Below are 14,325 nucleotides of genomic sequence, written 5' to 3' on the forward strand. Positions count from 1 at the left end.
GTGGATATACGTAATACGTATATCCAATTGTTAGGCAACATTGAGCAAGTCCCATAAATCAGATGCAGTCTTTAACTCAAAGTTTTTGTCTTTTATTTTAACACAACCTTTATAGTATTTTAAACCAAAATCAAGTTCCCACATATAATATTCAATCCAACTATGTTTGTGATTATCATTCATTGCTATTTGTAATACTTTTACTAATTGATTTTGTAGCCAATGATTTGCATAATTTGAAATATAGTCGTTAGGTAAGATAACTCTAAAGGCTTCACTGCATTTAGAATCGTGTCTATGTTGTTTCTCGATTTCATTTATCGTTTCAATAAACAAATCTTTTGAAAAAACAACGTTGCCTAACACTGTATATACGTCAGTTGCGTTTTGTTCTGTTTTATTAGTTTCTTCCATTTTTTTAAGTTTTGTTTTAATTGATACGCTCGTGCATCTAATTGCAACCGAACGCATATACTTTACCGTTGTATGCAATTAAAACCAGACCTTGGAGCGAAATATAGTTTTAATAGGTAAGACAAAATCTTATCCGCAAGGAAAGGATGATAATGAAGTTGACGTTTTGTACGCTTATGAAAACGGAATTGATGAAATTGAAACGGCTGAACGGAATGGAAAAACGGAATATTATGTTCTGATTTTAATAAAAACTGAAAATGCAAAACATCCTGACTTAAAAAAAATAAATGCAGATTGGAACGAAATAGCAGGAACTGACCTGTATGAATTGGAATTTATTACTGAAAATCGAAATGAAATTTCAAAAAGTTTCAGATATATGTTTGACGAATGGCTTGACGAAACAATCAGATTTAAACTGCCTGTGGTTGGATTTATATCGGAATCGAAAAAAGGCGAATTAGAAGCTAAAAAATTATTGCTAAAGGTTGTTAAAAAAAGAAAATGGGAATTTTGGAAATAAATAACTGCATACAACAATGTATAACCGCAATTACGGCGGATTCGACTACGTCCGAATCCACTCGGAATTGCTAACGACAGTGCTAAACCGAAAATTATTAACTTTAATCCCGTAACTGACAGTTATACGTATTCCAAGGTAAAAAACACCTAGTTTATTGTTTCATTTTTTTTTTGAATTTTAAAGCAGTATTTTCAAAAAAACTATGTGCGCCCAATTCAAATTTTTAGCTCCAACTCATCATAAGTAAATGGCTCAACAATGTTGGAAACATCACTATTAACTTTAGGATTGAATAAGTCTTTGCTGACAGAGTAAACATCTAATCGTTCTTCAGGAAACGAATAATTAATTATATCGTTTATATCCTCTTCATTTAAATCAGCAGAAAGCCAATTGTGAGCGTGATCTATATCCAATATTAAGGGTTGACGCTTTTTTAAATTATGGACTTTTTCAAAAAGTGGTGATGCTCTTCTTGTAAGGATTGTGAATGTTATGTATGTGTCTATGTTTGTATATAGCCCTGCTAATGCCAATGGTTCATCATTACTTCCTCGAAATAAAAATGGATACTTTTTTCCTTTTTGGTCGTGTGGCTCAAAAAATCCCGAGACAGGTATTATACACCTATTATACATGATTGAATCTCGATAAATGAAATGGTTGAATACCTTTTCGGATTGTCCGTTTAATCCTCCTCCAAACCTAACAGCTTCCTTATGATAATCTTTAATTTCATCATGACGTTTGTTGTTTGGAACAATACCCCATACTGCTGGAGCAAGCACATCAGATTTCTCTTGAGGAATCACCAACATATTGGGATGCGAAAAACCATTTAGATGGTATCTTGGTTTTTTAAAATAAGGTCTCAAACGTTCATCACTTAATTTGACCCTAAACTTTTTTTCCCAATACTCTGGTTCTTTCCAAATTGCAGTATGAAAGCACATAATCTGTAGTTTAATGTGTTAAATTACAAAAATTCTAATTCAGTCTAGGGTCTGGTTTCAAGCTCAATTTAGTAGTCTGAATAATTTCAACACTACAAAATCCAAATTCCTCAATAATTTTCCCATAACAGGCATAAATTCCAATACCATGTATAGGATATTTATCTACTGTATTATGAAAATGTACCGTATCAAAATAATCCCCTACACTATCAACAAACGTGCAGAATCGCATAAGCTTGTCGTTAGATGCTTTATGGAATCGGGTGTTAACTAACTTACCATATAAAAGAACACTTTTTTTTACATTTTGCATCATTTCCCTTGCCAGTATGTGCTGGTGTAATGGTTCATTTATCAAATCAAAATAATTACATAGTGGGAAACCCAATAATTCCATTTGGTCATAGGAATCTTCAACCCATGTCGTATTAAATTTTGGAAGGTTAAAAACCTTATGGTTTAATCGAAACAATGGTTTTTGTGTGACATTAGCATTATTACTATTAACCTTAAAAATGGCATTCCACAATAACTCTGATTTTGAAATGCCTGTAAAACCGAAAGCTCCAATTCTAATTAGAATGGTTAATTGTTCAATGCTTATTGTTACACGATCAATAAAATCATCCAAAGATTTAAAAATTCCATTCAGTTGACGCTCCGTTAAAATGCGCTTTATTGTAAAACTTTCTAAATTCTTCAGATAACCAAACCCTAAATAGATAATATTTCCCTTAATTATGTTTGGATGGTCACTATTATTAATACATGGTGCTTTTACAATACCACCGCACATTTTGGCTTCGTGAATGTAATGTTCCGTACTGTAAAACCCTCCACCATTGTTCAAAACAGCCACCATAAACTCCAAAGGATAGTAACATTTCAAAAATAAACTTTGGTAACTCTCAACAGCATAGGATGCTGAATGCCCCTTTGCGAATGCATACCCTGCAAAACTTTTAATTTGGTTCCAAACTTCTAAAGTCAATTTATCATCATAGCCTTTATCCTTACAATTAGCAATAAATTTATCCTCAACTACTTTAAATTCTGCTCTTGATCGAAATTTACCACTCATCCCTCTACGCAATACATCAGCCTCACCCAAATCCAAACCTGCAAACTGATTGGCCACCTTCAGTACATCCTCTTGATAAACCATGATACCATAGGTCTCTGGCATTATTTCCAAAAGTATCTTATTTGCATTTTTTCTTTTTTCTGGATGTCTCTGTCTGATTATAAACTCATTTTTCATGCCTGAACTGGATACTCCTGGTCTAATGATTGAACTTGCAGCTACCAATCCCAAATAATCCTGTGTTTGAAGTTTACACATTAAGCCCCTCATGGCTGGAGATTCAACATAGTATGCCCCTGTTGCCTTGCCTTCTTTTAGCATAGCATTTACCTTTGGGTCTTTCTTGAACTTTTCAACCTGTGTTATGTCAATTGCTGGTAATTCAGGTCTGTTGTACTTGACAATATCTAAAGTATCTTTAATCTTTGCTAATCCCCTTTGACCTAAAATGTCAAATTTGAAGATCCCAACATCTTCAGCAATTATCATATCAAATTGAACGGTCGGAAATCCTTTGGGTGGCAAATCAGTTGCGGAATAGTAATGTATTGGCTTATCTAAAATTAAAATACCACAGGAGTGAACACTTACATAATTTGGGAATCCCTTGATTAATTTCCCATACTTAACAACCAACTCTCCCAATTCATCCAATTGTGGTGTTTCATATCGCCCAGTACTTAACTTATCTATCTCCTCTTTTGGTAATCCAAAGACCTTTCCCAATTCCCTGACTACTGAACGATATTTAAACGTGTTATAGACCGCCAATAACGCCACGTGTTCAAACCTATTAAAAATATACTCTGTTATTTCCTCTCGCTCCTTCCATGAAAAATCAATATCAAAATCTGGTGGAGAGCTTCTATATGGATTGATGAACCGCTCAAAGTATAAATCCAATTCAATGGGATCAACATCCGTAATTCCTATTATATAAGCTACAATACTATTGGCTCCACTTCCCCTACCTACATGAACAAAACCTTTACTCTTGGCATGGTTTACTATATCATAATTAATTAGAAAATATGACACAAAATTCATGTCTCTAATGGTATTTAGTTCTCTTTCTAGGCGATGTTTAACTTTGTTTGTAGGATTTGTGTAACGCAATGGTAACTTTTCAAAACAGAGGTTTTTTAACAGATCAAAATCTGCTTCTTTAGAGTCTAAATACAAACCTTGGTTTTGTGAAATTCTATCGACACCAAAATCAAATTCAATGTTACATTGTGACATCAAATCTTCAGTGTTTTTTAATACGAATGGGAAAAGTTCAAAGTACTTCATCAAATCGTCTTTGGAGTACATTTTATCATTCTCTGAACATTCTTCCGATTTCGACAATTTGCTCAACAACGTGTTTTTATCAATTGCCCGTAATAACCTATGTGCATTAAAGTCTTTTTTGTTTCTGATGGTTACCTGCTGTTGCAAGACCAATCTGCCCACAAAATCCTTATAGATTGTAAACGGAAGTTTTTTGAGGTCGTTGATACTTATTCCTATATATTCATGGGACTGAAAACTCCTTTTTTCAATCTGCATGACCTGTTCCAGTGGATAGACTACAATTGCATTTTTAAAACTAGGAGCTATATCATCAAACGGTTTTTTACTATGTGAGTGGTTTGACAAAAAACGGTTTAACTCATAAAAACCATTATTGTTTTTTGCTATCCCTACAAACTGTTGTTTTGCACCATTCCTAAAATCAATTCCAACAATCGGTTTGATACCAAGATCTTTCGACTTACGAATAAAGTTTAAGCATGCAGAAGTATTGTTAATATCCGTAAGTGCTATGCTCTTTAAATTGTTAGCTGTTGCAAGTTCCAAAAGTTCAACTTCTGAAAATGTGCCAAATCTTAAAGAGTAATATGTGTGACAATTAAGATACATTATTGTTTACGATGAGCTAATACAATTGGTGGTTCGCCGCTAAATGGATTGTTAAATCGGCCAATGGTTTTAGCTCCCATTGATGCAGCTCTTTGGATGCTTAATTCTCCATATTTGCTCCTGATAGTATCCATTGCATGGTATAGGTTCAACATCTCTTCGGTATCATCAAATAGGTTAATTTGATAATTACCACTGACTATATTACTGAGCTTAACGCCTACCAATCTGATCAACAACCTGCGCTCATATAATTTGTCAAAAAGCTCCAAAACTGCGGGAACAATTATATGGTCAGCACTGGTGTAAGGAATCTTAAGTTGTTTGGTATAGGTATTAAAATCTGAATACCTAATCTTTACTGCAATACAAGCTGTTAATTTATTGGCTCTCCGTAATTGAAAAGCCAAGTTTTCAGCCATAGCAAATATGGTTGTCCTCAATTTAACAATGTCAATGGTATCTTTGGTAAATGTGCGTTCTGTAGAAATTGATTTTCGCTCATGGAATGGAATCAAAGGCGGATTGTCCAAACCGTTTGCTCTTTTCCAAATTGTCTTGCCATTTAAACCCAAAACACTTATCATCAATTCCAATGGCATCTGTTGAACAACACTTACCTTATCAACTCCAAGATTTCTCAAGACTTGATAGGTTTTATCACCAACAGAGGGGATTTTACGAATGGATAGAGGTGCTAAAAATGATTTTTCATATCCCATATCAATCCGCAATTGATTATTGGGTTTTGCTTCACCAGTTGCAACCTTGGAAACAATCTTATTTGTAGAAAGTCCGAAAGAAATTGGCAGACCTGTTTCACTTATTATTTTTTGCCGTAATTCCGATGCATACTTATAGCTACCAAAAAACTTATCCATCCCACTTAAATCAGCATAAAACTCATCTATACTAGCCTTTTCAAAAACAGGTACACGCTCTTTGATTATTTCGGTAACCATATGGGAATATTTGGTATAAATTGAAGAATTACCTCTAATGACTACCGCTTCAGGACACAACCGCCTTGCTACCTTCATAGACATACCAGAATGCACTCCAAATTTTCTAGTTTCATAACTACAGGCAGCAACAACACCCCTATCGCCTGTTCCACCAACCATAAGTGGACGTTTTTTAAGCCGACTGTCAATTAATCGTTCACAAGACACAAAAAATGTATCTAAATCAAGGTGTAAGACTTGTTTGTTCATACAACAAAATTAGCTACATTTATAAGCATTTATTGCTTATATTTGTAGCATTATGGAAAATATCCAAAAAAATATCCGACACTTAAGAAATCTGAAGTCCTTAACCCAAGAGGAACTTGCAGAGGATTTAAAAGTTCCCCGTTCAAGGATAAGTTCCTATGAAGAGGGACGATCGGCTCCCAATATTAAAATGCTGGTTTTGTTGTCGAATTACTTTAAAATACCTGTTGACATCCTTATCAAAAATGATTTGACCAAATCAAAGGATACATCCTTTATTGAAGTAGGGAACAAACGAGTATTGTTTCCAATTACTGTTGATGAAAGTAATGAAAACCTTATCGAAGTGGTTCCTGTCAAGGCATCTGCTGGCTATCTTTCTGGCTATGATGATCCTGAATACATTGAACAATTACAAAAGATTAAATTACCTTTCTTACCTACAGGAAAACATCGTGCTTTCCCTATTAAAGGTGATTCCATGTTACCGTTAAAGGAAGGGTCTTATGTGGTTGGGAAATTTATTGAGGACCGAAAGGATATAACAGATAATAAAACTTATGTTCTCTTGACATTAAATGATGGTATGGTTTACAAGCGGATTAATAATAGCATAAAAGAACGCAACACATTATTATTAATTTCGGATAATCCTCTTTATCAACCTTATGAAATATCAATTGATGAAGTTTTGGAAATTTGGGAATATACCTGTAGTATAAATACCCAAGAATATGACAAGGATGAACTTAAAATAAGTAGTATCATAACTATGTTTAATAGTTTAGGTGTTGAATTAGAAGCATTAAAAAACATAAGTTAATAATAATAACCGTTACTAATTATTATTAGTTTTAGAAGAATCGGTAAACAACATGACATGTTTCCATATCAAAATATGGTTTACGACCATCAGGTAATGGGTCTGCATTTAAAACCAAATGGTAGCGCCCTTTAATTTCGGCTACAATTTTTCTAATATCACCCTTTGTTAAAGCTTTATCCGCTTCTTTTGTGACTAATGCCTTTAATCCATCAGCAGCTAAAGACCCTAAAGTAGCATTTCCAACTCCCGCAGCACTTAACTTCTCAACCTTGATCTTGGTTGGTTTAGTTGAAACTGCTGTATCTGTTGTATCAAACTTTAGTTCATTTGAAACATTTTGAAGGAGACCGTTTTCTTGTTTTGTTTGATCTTGATTCTTCTTTCGGTGATGATACGCTTTGGAACGACAACTATTACTACAATACTTTTGCACAACACGCCTAGTTGGCACAAATTGCTCAAAGCAAAACTTACAGGTATAATATTTTGAATCTCTCATTATACGTCAAATATACGTTCATTTGACGTAAATTTACTAATTTTTGATAATATTTACACCAAAAACAGTTTCCAAAAGATAGTTTTCAGCTTTTGCTCTTGTATCTGTTTTTAACTTTTTAATATGTTCTCTCCTATCCAAACCTTTACTTATTGGTTTCTGAACAAACTGCTTATTTAGTTTTGGAACAATAGGCTTTAGATTACTCAAGATGGTTTTGGTATTTAACTTGCTATTCGCAAAAACTTGAGACATTTTACAGAACTTTTTTTCAAACTCATGTTTATGACTTAAAAAAAATTGGTGCTGTAATTTTAAAGCCGTTTTCTGGTCAGTTGATATATTAAGTATGTCATCCTGTACGTGGTTATTTAACCAATCACTTAAATACAATAATGAATTAACCATCTCACCATATTTTTCTAAAACATACTCAAACCCTCCTTTGCTATTGTTTTCCTTAAAATCATACAACAGAATGATATTTTCATCAAGGAACCGTTTTTTTGACAGAATGAACATGCCTGCCTTCGTATCTTCAAGATCTAATGTAAAGCCATCCTTATCAATCAAAACCAATTTGTTTATATCCTTTACCACGTCCTTTGTCTTTTGAATATTCATTAACTCAAGTAACGATTCTGGAATATAGAAAATACTAACCTTAAACAGGTTTACTGTAGTTTCATGCAAAATCTGTTCTAACTTTCCTTTCATTTAGGCTCAATGAATTTTGAATAATCCTCAGGTAACTCTGCATCTATATCTCTTAGGTACTGTTCAAGAGCCAACATCGTTGAATGTCCTGTTATTTGCATAAGATAACTTTTAGTCTCAAATGGAGTCAAGGTCTTTCTTAATTCTCGATATAGTTTTGTAATATAGGTATGTCTAAAACTATATAGGCCATATTCTTCTCCTAATCCAAACTTATCCTTCACCACTCTTTTAAAACGTTTGGAGAAGTAGTTGCGCTTATTGTCGGCTGTTGTTTCCCACTCTCCACCAATACCTTCAGGTGTAAATAGAAAATTTTCTGGTTTATGTTCATCCAGATTTGGTAGATCTCCCCACAACACTTCAGGAATGATTTTAGTTTTTAACGGACTGTTCTTTGCCTTAAAACTCAACGTTCGGTTTTCAGCATTAATATCTCCTATTTTCAACCTACAAACTTCTATTGGGCGTAAAAAATTATAGGAAACAAACTTTATAAATAATAACAGTGTAGGATCCTCATTTTCTAAATGGTCAAATATTTCCTGCTGCTGAATTTTTGTATAGGTTTTATTTCGTGTTGTCTTGGTCTTAAGATTCTTGATTATTTTAATAAAGTTCTCTCGAACCATTTCATGCTCTTCCAATGTTGAAAAAAAACTGCTCAAACTAGCTCTATAATTATTCCTGTTCCTAGCGGATGTTTTGGTCATAATTTCAAGTAGAAATGCTGAAACCATTGCCTTATTTACCTGTTTTATATATTTAACGTCCTTCTTGTTATTGTTAAGCCATTCCTTAAATATTTTGATGTGGCTTCCATAAGAACGTAAACTACTGGCCTGTAAGGTCTTCTTTTTAATCACAAAATCAAAATCAAAAGCTTCCTGTAAAGTAGCTCCTAATTCCTCAATTGGCGTTTCTTTAACCTCTACTTTATTTGCTATGTCATTATTGTCTTGCCTAATGGAATCTTTTGTATATTCTAGATTTTTGTTTACTACTGTTGTTGGGTCTTTTTCTTGGCTTTCACGATAAAGGGTCTCATTGTCCTGGTATGGGTTGTAACCTTGGCGTAAAAGCTTTTGTAATACTTGTCGTAAAATAGTCAAAACAGCTAACCGCTCTTCTTTGGTCTTGTATTTGTTTGCTTCACCATAAATTGGTGTCTGACGTTTTAACTTTCCTGTTTCAGGATTTCTAAAGGAAAAATACACATACCAACGTTTGGATAAATCGTTGTTCGCCGTGTAGATTTTGGGTGTGGAAAATTCTTTTTTCAATGACAAATCGTATGCACTTTCGTATGCACTTTTGTATTCTTGCTCAATTAGGTCGTTAAAATTACGCATAAAAAAACGGTTTGGCAACACCAAACCGTTTATATACGTGACTTTGTCATTTGTAGCGGGAACTGGACTCGAACCAGTGACCTTCGGGTTATGAGCCCGACGAGCTACCTACTGCTCTATCCCGCGATGTGGACTGCAAATATACAACCGTTTTTAAATATAACAAGTATTATTTGCATAAATTATTGCTCAATACTTTTAACCTCAAATAAAGTCACCAATGCTTTATCGATAACAAATTGAATTTGAATAGGGTTACAGCATACTTCACAGTCTTCAATATATTCTTGTTTAGTAATGGATTCGTCCAAAAACATTGATATGGTTTGCCAACAATATGGACATTGAAAAAAGTGTTGAATCATAACTTAAAAATACAAAAAAAGGAGACCTTTTATTTGATCTCCTCTTTTTTAATGATATTAAAACTTAATAATTAATCATTGTCTGTAATTGTTGTTGCTTCATTACTAGCATTGAAATCCAGAAAATTTGGATTGTTACCATTAATCATACTAATGTAGTCTTGATTTAATTTGTTATCACTTACCATAAACGTTTCTAATTTAGGGAAATGAGAAATCTCGAACGGTAAATCACCTGTTAATTCATTGCTAGCTAAAATCAATTGTTCCAATTGTAATAATCCTGCAATTTCAACTGGTACTTCACCAGAAATCTCATTATCGATTAAACTTAATTTTTGTAGGTTAATTAGGGTTGCTATTTGAGTTGGAATAGTTCCTGTTAAATTGTTGCTTCCTAATAATAATTCTTTCAAGTTAGTTAAGCTACCAATAGTTGTTGGTATTTCGCCTATTAAATTATTACTGTATAATCTTAATATTTCTAAATTGGAAAGTTGACCAATTTCGTTAGGAATTTCACCTTCAAAACTATTCATAAATAACTCTAAAGAAACCAATTCTGTTAAGTTTCCTATAGAACTTGGTATTTCTCCTGAAATTTTATTAAAACCTAAATTTAGTTTTTGCAAATAAGAAAGTTCACCTATTTCTTGAGGTAAATGTCCTTGAAGATTATTAAATTCTAAACTTAATTCAACAACATGATTATTTTTAACGGTTACTCCGTACCATGTTTCTACTGGCGTACTAAAATCCCAAGTGTTTTTCCACTGTTCGCCCTGTGTTGAATTATATAAAGCTATTAGTACTTCCTTTTCGTTAGTAGAGACATTTGCAAACGTAATTGCAGAAACAAAAAGGCACATAAGTGTTTGTGTAAAAGTTCTCATATTTCAATAGATTTGGGTTTAATCTATATCAATATTAGACTTAATTAGGTTTAAAACCAAATTTATTCGATGAACTGCACGTTTCGTTAAGAATTTATAAGGCTAATTATCAATTAATTACTAGAATCAATAGCTTCTTGAACCGTTTCCCATTCAGACATTAATTTTTCCAATTTCTCCTTTTTGGCATTATACTTATCAAAAAAACTGGGGTTAGATACTACTTCGTCATAATTGGTTGCAAGCTCAACATCAATACCTTTTATTTCCTTTTCCAACTCATGAATTTTAGACTCTAAATTGCTTAACTTATTATTTAAGGATTTTAGTTTCTTTTGAGCTTCATAAGAGTCTTTATTACTTGTTTTTGGCTTTTCTTTTTCTACATTACGTTTTTCAACCTCTCTCAAGTTCTCCACATTGCGTTGCTCTAAATAATAGTCTATATTACCTAAATACTCCTTTATTTTATGATCTTTAAATTCATAAACTGTTTCTGTAAGACCTTGAAGAAAATCACGGTCGTGTGAAACTAAAATTAAAGTGCCTTCAAAGTTTTTTAAAGCCTCTTTTAGTACATTTTTCGATTTGATATCTAAATGGTTAGTAGGCTCATCCATTACCAAAACATTAAAGGGTTGAAGCAATAATTTAGCCAAGGCCAATCTATTCCTTTCGCCTCCTGAAAGCACGCGAACGTATTTTTCTACTTCGTCGCCCCGAAACAAAAACGAACCCAGTATATCTCTAACTTTACTTCTATTGGATTCATTTGCCGCATCAATCATAGTGTCTAATACGGTTTTATTACCATCAAGATATTCAGCCTGATTTTGGGCAAAATAGGCTATCTGTACATTGTGTCCCAATTTTAATTCGCCTTGGTGCTTTATTTCTCCCACGATTATTTTAGCCAAAGTAGATTTTCCTTGACCATTTTGTCCAACAAAGGCTGTTTTAGCATCTCGTGGTATAGATAGGCTAATGTTGTTTAATACTTGTAAGTCACCATAACTTTTAGAAACATTTTGCGCTTCAATAACCACCTTTCCTGGGGTTACAGAAACAGGAAATCTTAAAGTCATGACACTATTATCGTCTTCATCTACCTCAACACGGTCCATGCGGTCCAATTTCTTTATTAAAGATTGGGCCATAGTAGCCTTTGATGCTTTGGCTCGAAACTTTTCAATCAACTTTTCCGTTTGTTGTATATGCTTCTCTTGATTTTTTTGCGTGGCTAGCTGCTGCTCTTTTATTTCTTTACGAAGTTCCAGAAATTTAGTATAAGGCTTATTGTAATCATATATACGTCCTAGAGAAATTTCAATGGTACGATTGGTTACATTATCTAAAAACATCTTGTCATGCGATACAATAACAACAGCACCAGGATAATTTTTTAAGAATCCTTCTAGCCAAATTATGGATTCAATATCCAAATGGTTTGTAGGCTCATCTAACAACAGTAAGTCGTTATTTTGAAGCAGAAGCTTGGCGAGTTCAATGCGCATACGCCAACCACCAGAAAACGTATCGGTTAGTTTATCAAAGTCTTCACGCTTAAATCCTAACCCTTGTAATATCTTTTCGGTTTCACCTTGGTAATTGTAACCACCATGAATCTCATACTGGTGTTGTAGCTCATTTAAGTCAATCATTAATTGATTATAGCCATCGCTCTCATAATCGGTTCTTTCAGCTAATTGCTTATTAACGCCTTCAATCTCACGTTCTATTTTTTTTATCTCATGAAAAGCTTCATAAGATTCCTCTAAAACCGTTTTGCCAAACTCAAAATCTAAATCTTGTTTTAAAAAACCTATTTTCAAGCTTTTGTCTGCAGCTATTTGCCCCGAATCTGGGTCTAATTCTTTTGCAAGAATTTTAAGCATGGTTGACTTACCCGCTCCATTTTTTCCAATTAAACCTATACGGTCTCCCGCAGATAATTTAAATGCAATCTCCTCGAACAAGTATTCGCCTTGAAATGAAATAGAAAGATTATGAATATTAAGCATTATGTTACAATTGTTACCGGAGGTTACTAAATAAAAGTATAATTTTGTATTCCTTAAAACGCAAAAATAAACTTTTAAATATGATAACAAAAGGAACCAAGCTATATAGTATACTTACAGGTGCTTGTCCAAAATGCCATCAGGAGTCTATGTATGAAAACAAGAATCCTTATGTTTTATCGGATGTTTTAAAAATTAAGGAAACCTGTTCAAAATGCCATACTAAATACCGTATTGAACCGTCGTTTTTTTATGGCTCTATGTATGTTAGTTATGCTGTTGGAATTGCCTTTGCGGTAGCAGCATTTGTAATTAGTTATTTATTTATAGGCACCGATTTATTAACGGCTTTTATTGCAATTGTTGGTACATTAATCGTGTGCGGTCCCATTATTATGCGTTTATCGCGTAACATATGGATTAATATTTTTATGCATTACGATAAAACACTTGTTAAGAAATAAAGCGCGAAATATCTATTTCAGGATTTAGGGATACACCTTCTTCTATATTATTATAAAGTTGCTTGGCAACATAAGGCCCTATCATAACGCCTCGCGTACCTAATCCGTTTAAAACGTGAATATTTTTATACTTTTTATGTGTACCTACCAACGGTCTTCTATCCTTTACTGTTGGACGAATACCTGCCTTCTGACCGACCACTTCAAAATTACATTTTAAAAACGTTTTTACTTTCGTAACTAATTCTTCCCTGGCCTTATGGGTTGGTGTATTTGTTTTATCTTCCCAATTATAGGTTGCTCCAACAGAATATATATCTTCTTCCTCTGGAATTAGGAAAACCGAAGCCTTTAACGAAAAATCAATCTTTAAATCTGGAGCTTGTATTGTTATTAGTTCGCCTTTTGTTCCATTCAAAGGCAAGTCATTAAAATATGGATTGGCTTTAAGGCCAAACCCTTCGCAAAAAACAATATGTTTTGCTGTTATTCCCTTGTATGAAATAATACCGTTATCAGAATTTAATTCGGCATAACTAAATGTTTCCTCAAAAAACAAGTTTTGCTTTTTTAAGTAGTCTACATATTGTTTCAACAAAACATCTGTATCTATTCTGCCTGCATTTAAAACCTTTCCAAAACCGTATGGAGCATCTATGCACAGATTATTGTTTTGAACCAGTAAATCGCTTAAAAAAGGCTCTAAAACAGGATTATCTGTAGCATGAAACCACATGTTTTGTTCTTCAATTGAAGCAAAGCGCCTTAAAACCGATAATTTATAATCAATTTTTTTATTTAAAAGAACTTCCAATTCCTTATAAAAAGGTAAAGCTATCTGTAACTGCTCTTGCGCTTTCCAAACTTCAGAAAATCGTTTTAAGATTACTGGATTGTACATACCTGCTGCGACTAACGACGAACGTTGCGATGCATTGTCTATTACAACAAACGACCTATTGGCTTTACGCAAAGTTTCAGCGAAGGAAATACCTGCTAAACCACAACCAACAATTATATAGTCAACATTCATAATGGCAAAAATAGTGTTCTTTAAGCAAGGTGTAAAAAAAACGCCCACTTAAA

The 14,325-nt window shown here is 33.4% G+C and carries 14 protein-coding genes and 1 tRNA gene; 3 read left to right on the forward strand and 12 right to left on the reverse strand.

All coding sequences use genetic code 11. The annotated features are described in order from the left end of the window. Positions 1–30: 30 nt before the first annotated feature. On the reverse strand, positions 31–414 hold the full coding sequence (locus MTX13_RS10495; protein ID WP_250434718.1) for a hypothetical protein: 384 nt from the start codon (positions 412–414) through the stop codon (positions 31–33). Between the two features lie 91 nt (positions 415–505). Between MTX13_RS10495 and MTX13_RS10500 the strand changes: the two genes are divergently transcribed. Further along, the gene (locus tag MTX13_RS10500; RefSeq protein ID WP_250434719.1) at positions 506–940 is read left to right on the forward strand and encodes a hypothetical protein; all 435 of its coding nucleotides are present in this window, start codon (positions 506–508) and stop codon (positions 938–940) included. Positions 941–1,158: 218 nt separating this feature from the next. Here MTX13_RS10500 and MTX13_RS10505 read toward each other — a convergent pair whose 3' ends face one another. Genes MTX13_RS10505 through dinB form a run of 3 tightly spaced genes read right to left on the reverse strand, consistent with a single transcriptional unit; the run spans position 1,159 to position 6,102 of the window. Continuing rightward, positions 1,159–1,896: an SOS response-associated peptidase gene (locus tag MTX13_RS10505; RefSeq protein ID WP_250434720.1), complete on the reverse strand. Its 738-nt coding sequence runs from the start codon at positions 1,894–1,896 to the stop codon at positions 1,159–1,161. A 34-nt stretch (positions 1,897–1,930) separates the two neighbouring features. Then, on the reverse strand, positions 1,931–4,888 hold the full coding sequence (locus MTX13_RS10510) for a DNA polymerase III subunit alpha (protein WP_250434721.1): 2,958 nt from the start codon (positions 4,886–4,888) through the stop codon (positions 1,931–1,933). After that, entirely contained in the window at positions 4,888–6,102 is a 1,215-nt protein-coding gene (gene dinB, locus MTX13_RS10515) for a DNA polymerase IV (protein WP_250434727.1), read from the reverse strand. Before dinB ends, MTX13_RS10510 begins: the two co-directional genes overlap by 1 nt. Before the next feature lie 52 nt (positions 6,103–6,154). Here dinB and MTX13_RS10520 point away from each other — a divergent pair, with 52 nt between their 5' ends. Then, positions 6,155–6,925 carry an XRE family transcriptional regulator gene (locus MTX13_RS10520; RefSeq protein ID WP_250434729.1) on the forward strand — a complete coding sequence of 257 codons (771 nt, stop codon included), beginning with the start codon at positions 6,155–6,157 and terminating at the stop codon, positions 6,923–6,925. A gap of 31 nt (positions 6,926–6,956) precedes the next feature. Here the strand turns inward: MTX13_RS10520 and MTX13_RS10525 are convergent, their stop codons facing one another. The 7 genes from MTX13_RS10525 to MTX13_RS10555 form a co-directional block, all read right to left on the reverse strand. Beyond that, the gene (locus tag MTX13_RS10525) at positions 6,957–7,427 is read right to left on the reverse strand and encodes a hypothetical protein (protein WP_250434738.1); all 471 of its coding nucleotides are present in this window, start codon (positions 7,425–7,427) and stop codon (positions 6,957–6,959) included. A 36-nt stretch (positions 7,428–7,463) separates the two neighbouring features. Further along, positions 7,464–8,144 (reverse strand): hypothetical protein, encoded by a 681-nt coding sequence (locus tag MTX13_RS10530; RefSeq protein WP_250434739.1) that lies wholly within the window; start codon positions 8,142–8,144, stop codon positions 7,464–7,466. Continuing rightward, a complete protein-coding gene (locus tag MTX13_RS10535; protein ID WP_250434740.1) occupies positions 8,141–9,496 on the reverse strand; it encodes a tyrosine-type recombinase/integrase in 1,356 nt (451 codons plus the stop codon). Before MTX13_RS10535 ends, MTX13_RS10530 begins: the two co-directional genes overlap by 4 nt. 53 nt (positions 9,497–9,549) lie before the next feature. After that, positions 9,550–9,622, reverse strand: a tRNA-Met gene (locus MTX13_RS10540). Between the two features lie 56 nt (positions 9,623–9,678). Next, complete coding sequence (locus MTX13_RS10545) at positions 9,679–9,813, reverse strand: CPXCG motif-containing cysteine-rich protein (protein WP_394801247.1); 135 nt, start codon at positions 9,811–9,813, stop codon at positions 9,679–9,681. A 119-nt stretch (positions 9,814–9,932) separates the two neighbouring features. Beyond that, complete coding sequence (locus MTX13_RS10550; protein ID WP_250434742.1) at positions 9,933–10,754, reverse strand: Two component regulator three Y domain protein; 822 nt, start codon at positions 10,752–10,754, stop codon at positions 9,933–9,935. A 113-nt stretch (positions 10,755–10,867) separates the two neighbouring features. Next, a complete protein-coding gene (locus MTX13_RS10555) occupies positions 10,868–12,775 on the reverse strand; it encodes an ABC-F family ATP-binding cassette domain-containing protein (protein WP_250434745.1) in 1,908 nt (635 codons plus the stop codon). An 80-nt stretch (positions 12,776–12,855) separates the two neighbouring features. On the opposite strand from MTX13_RS10555, the gene MTX13_RS10560 reads away from it, so the two are divergent. After that, complete coding sequence (locus tag MTX13_RS10560) at positions 12,856–13,239, forward strand: DUF983 domain-containing protein (protein WP_250434746.1); 384 nt, start codon at positions 12,856–12,858, stop codon at positions 13,237–13,239. Here MTX13_RS10560 and MTX13_RS10565 read toward each other — a convergent pair. Next, positions 13,229–14,272: an NAD(P)/FAD-dependent oxidoreductase gene (locus MTX13_RS10565; protein ID WP_250434748.1), complete on the reverse strand. Its 1,044-nt coding sequence runs from the start codon at positions 14,270–14,272 to the stop codon at positions 13,229–13,231. The two genes, MTX13_RS10560 and MTX13_RS10565, sit on opposite strands and share 11 nt — an antisense overlap. Positions 14,273–14,325 lie beyond the last annotated feature (53 nt).

Origin of the sequence: Hanstruepera flava (assembly GCF_023634025.1) — a bacterium.
GTDB lineage: Bacteria > Bacteroidota > Bacteroidia > Flavobacteriales > Flavobacteriaceae > Hanstruepera > Hanstruepera flava.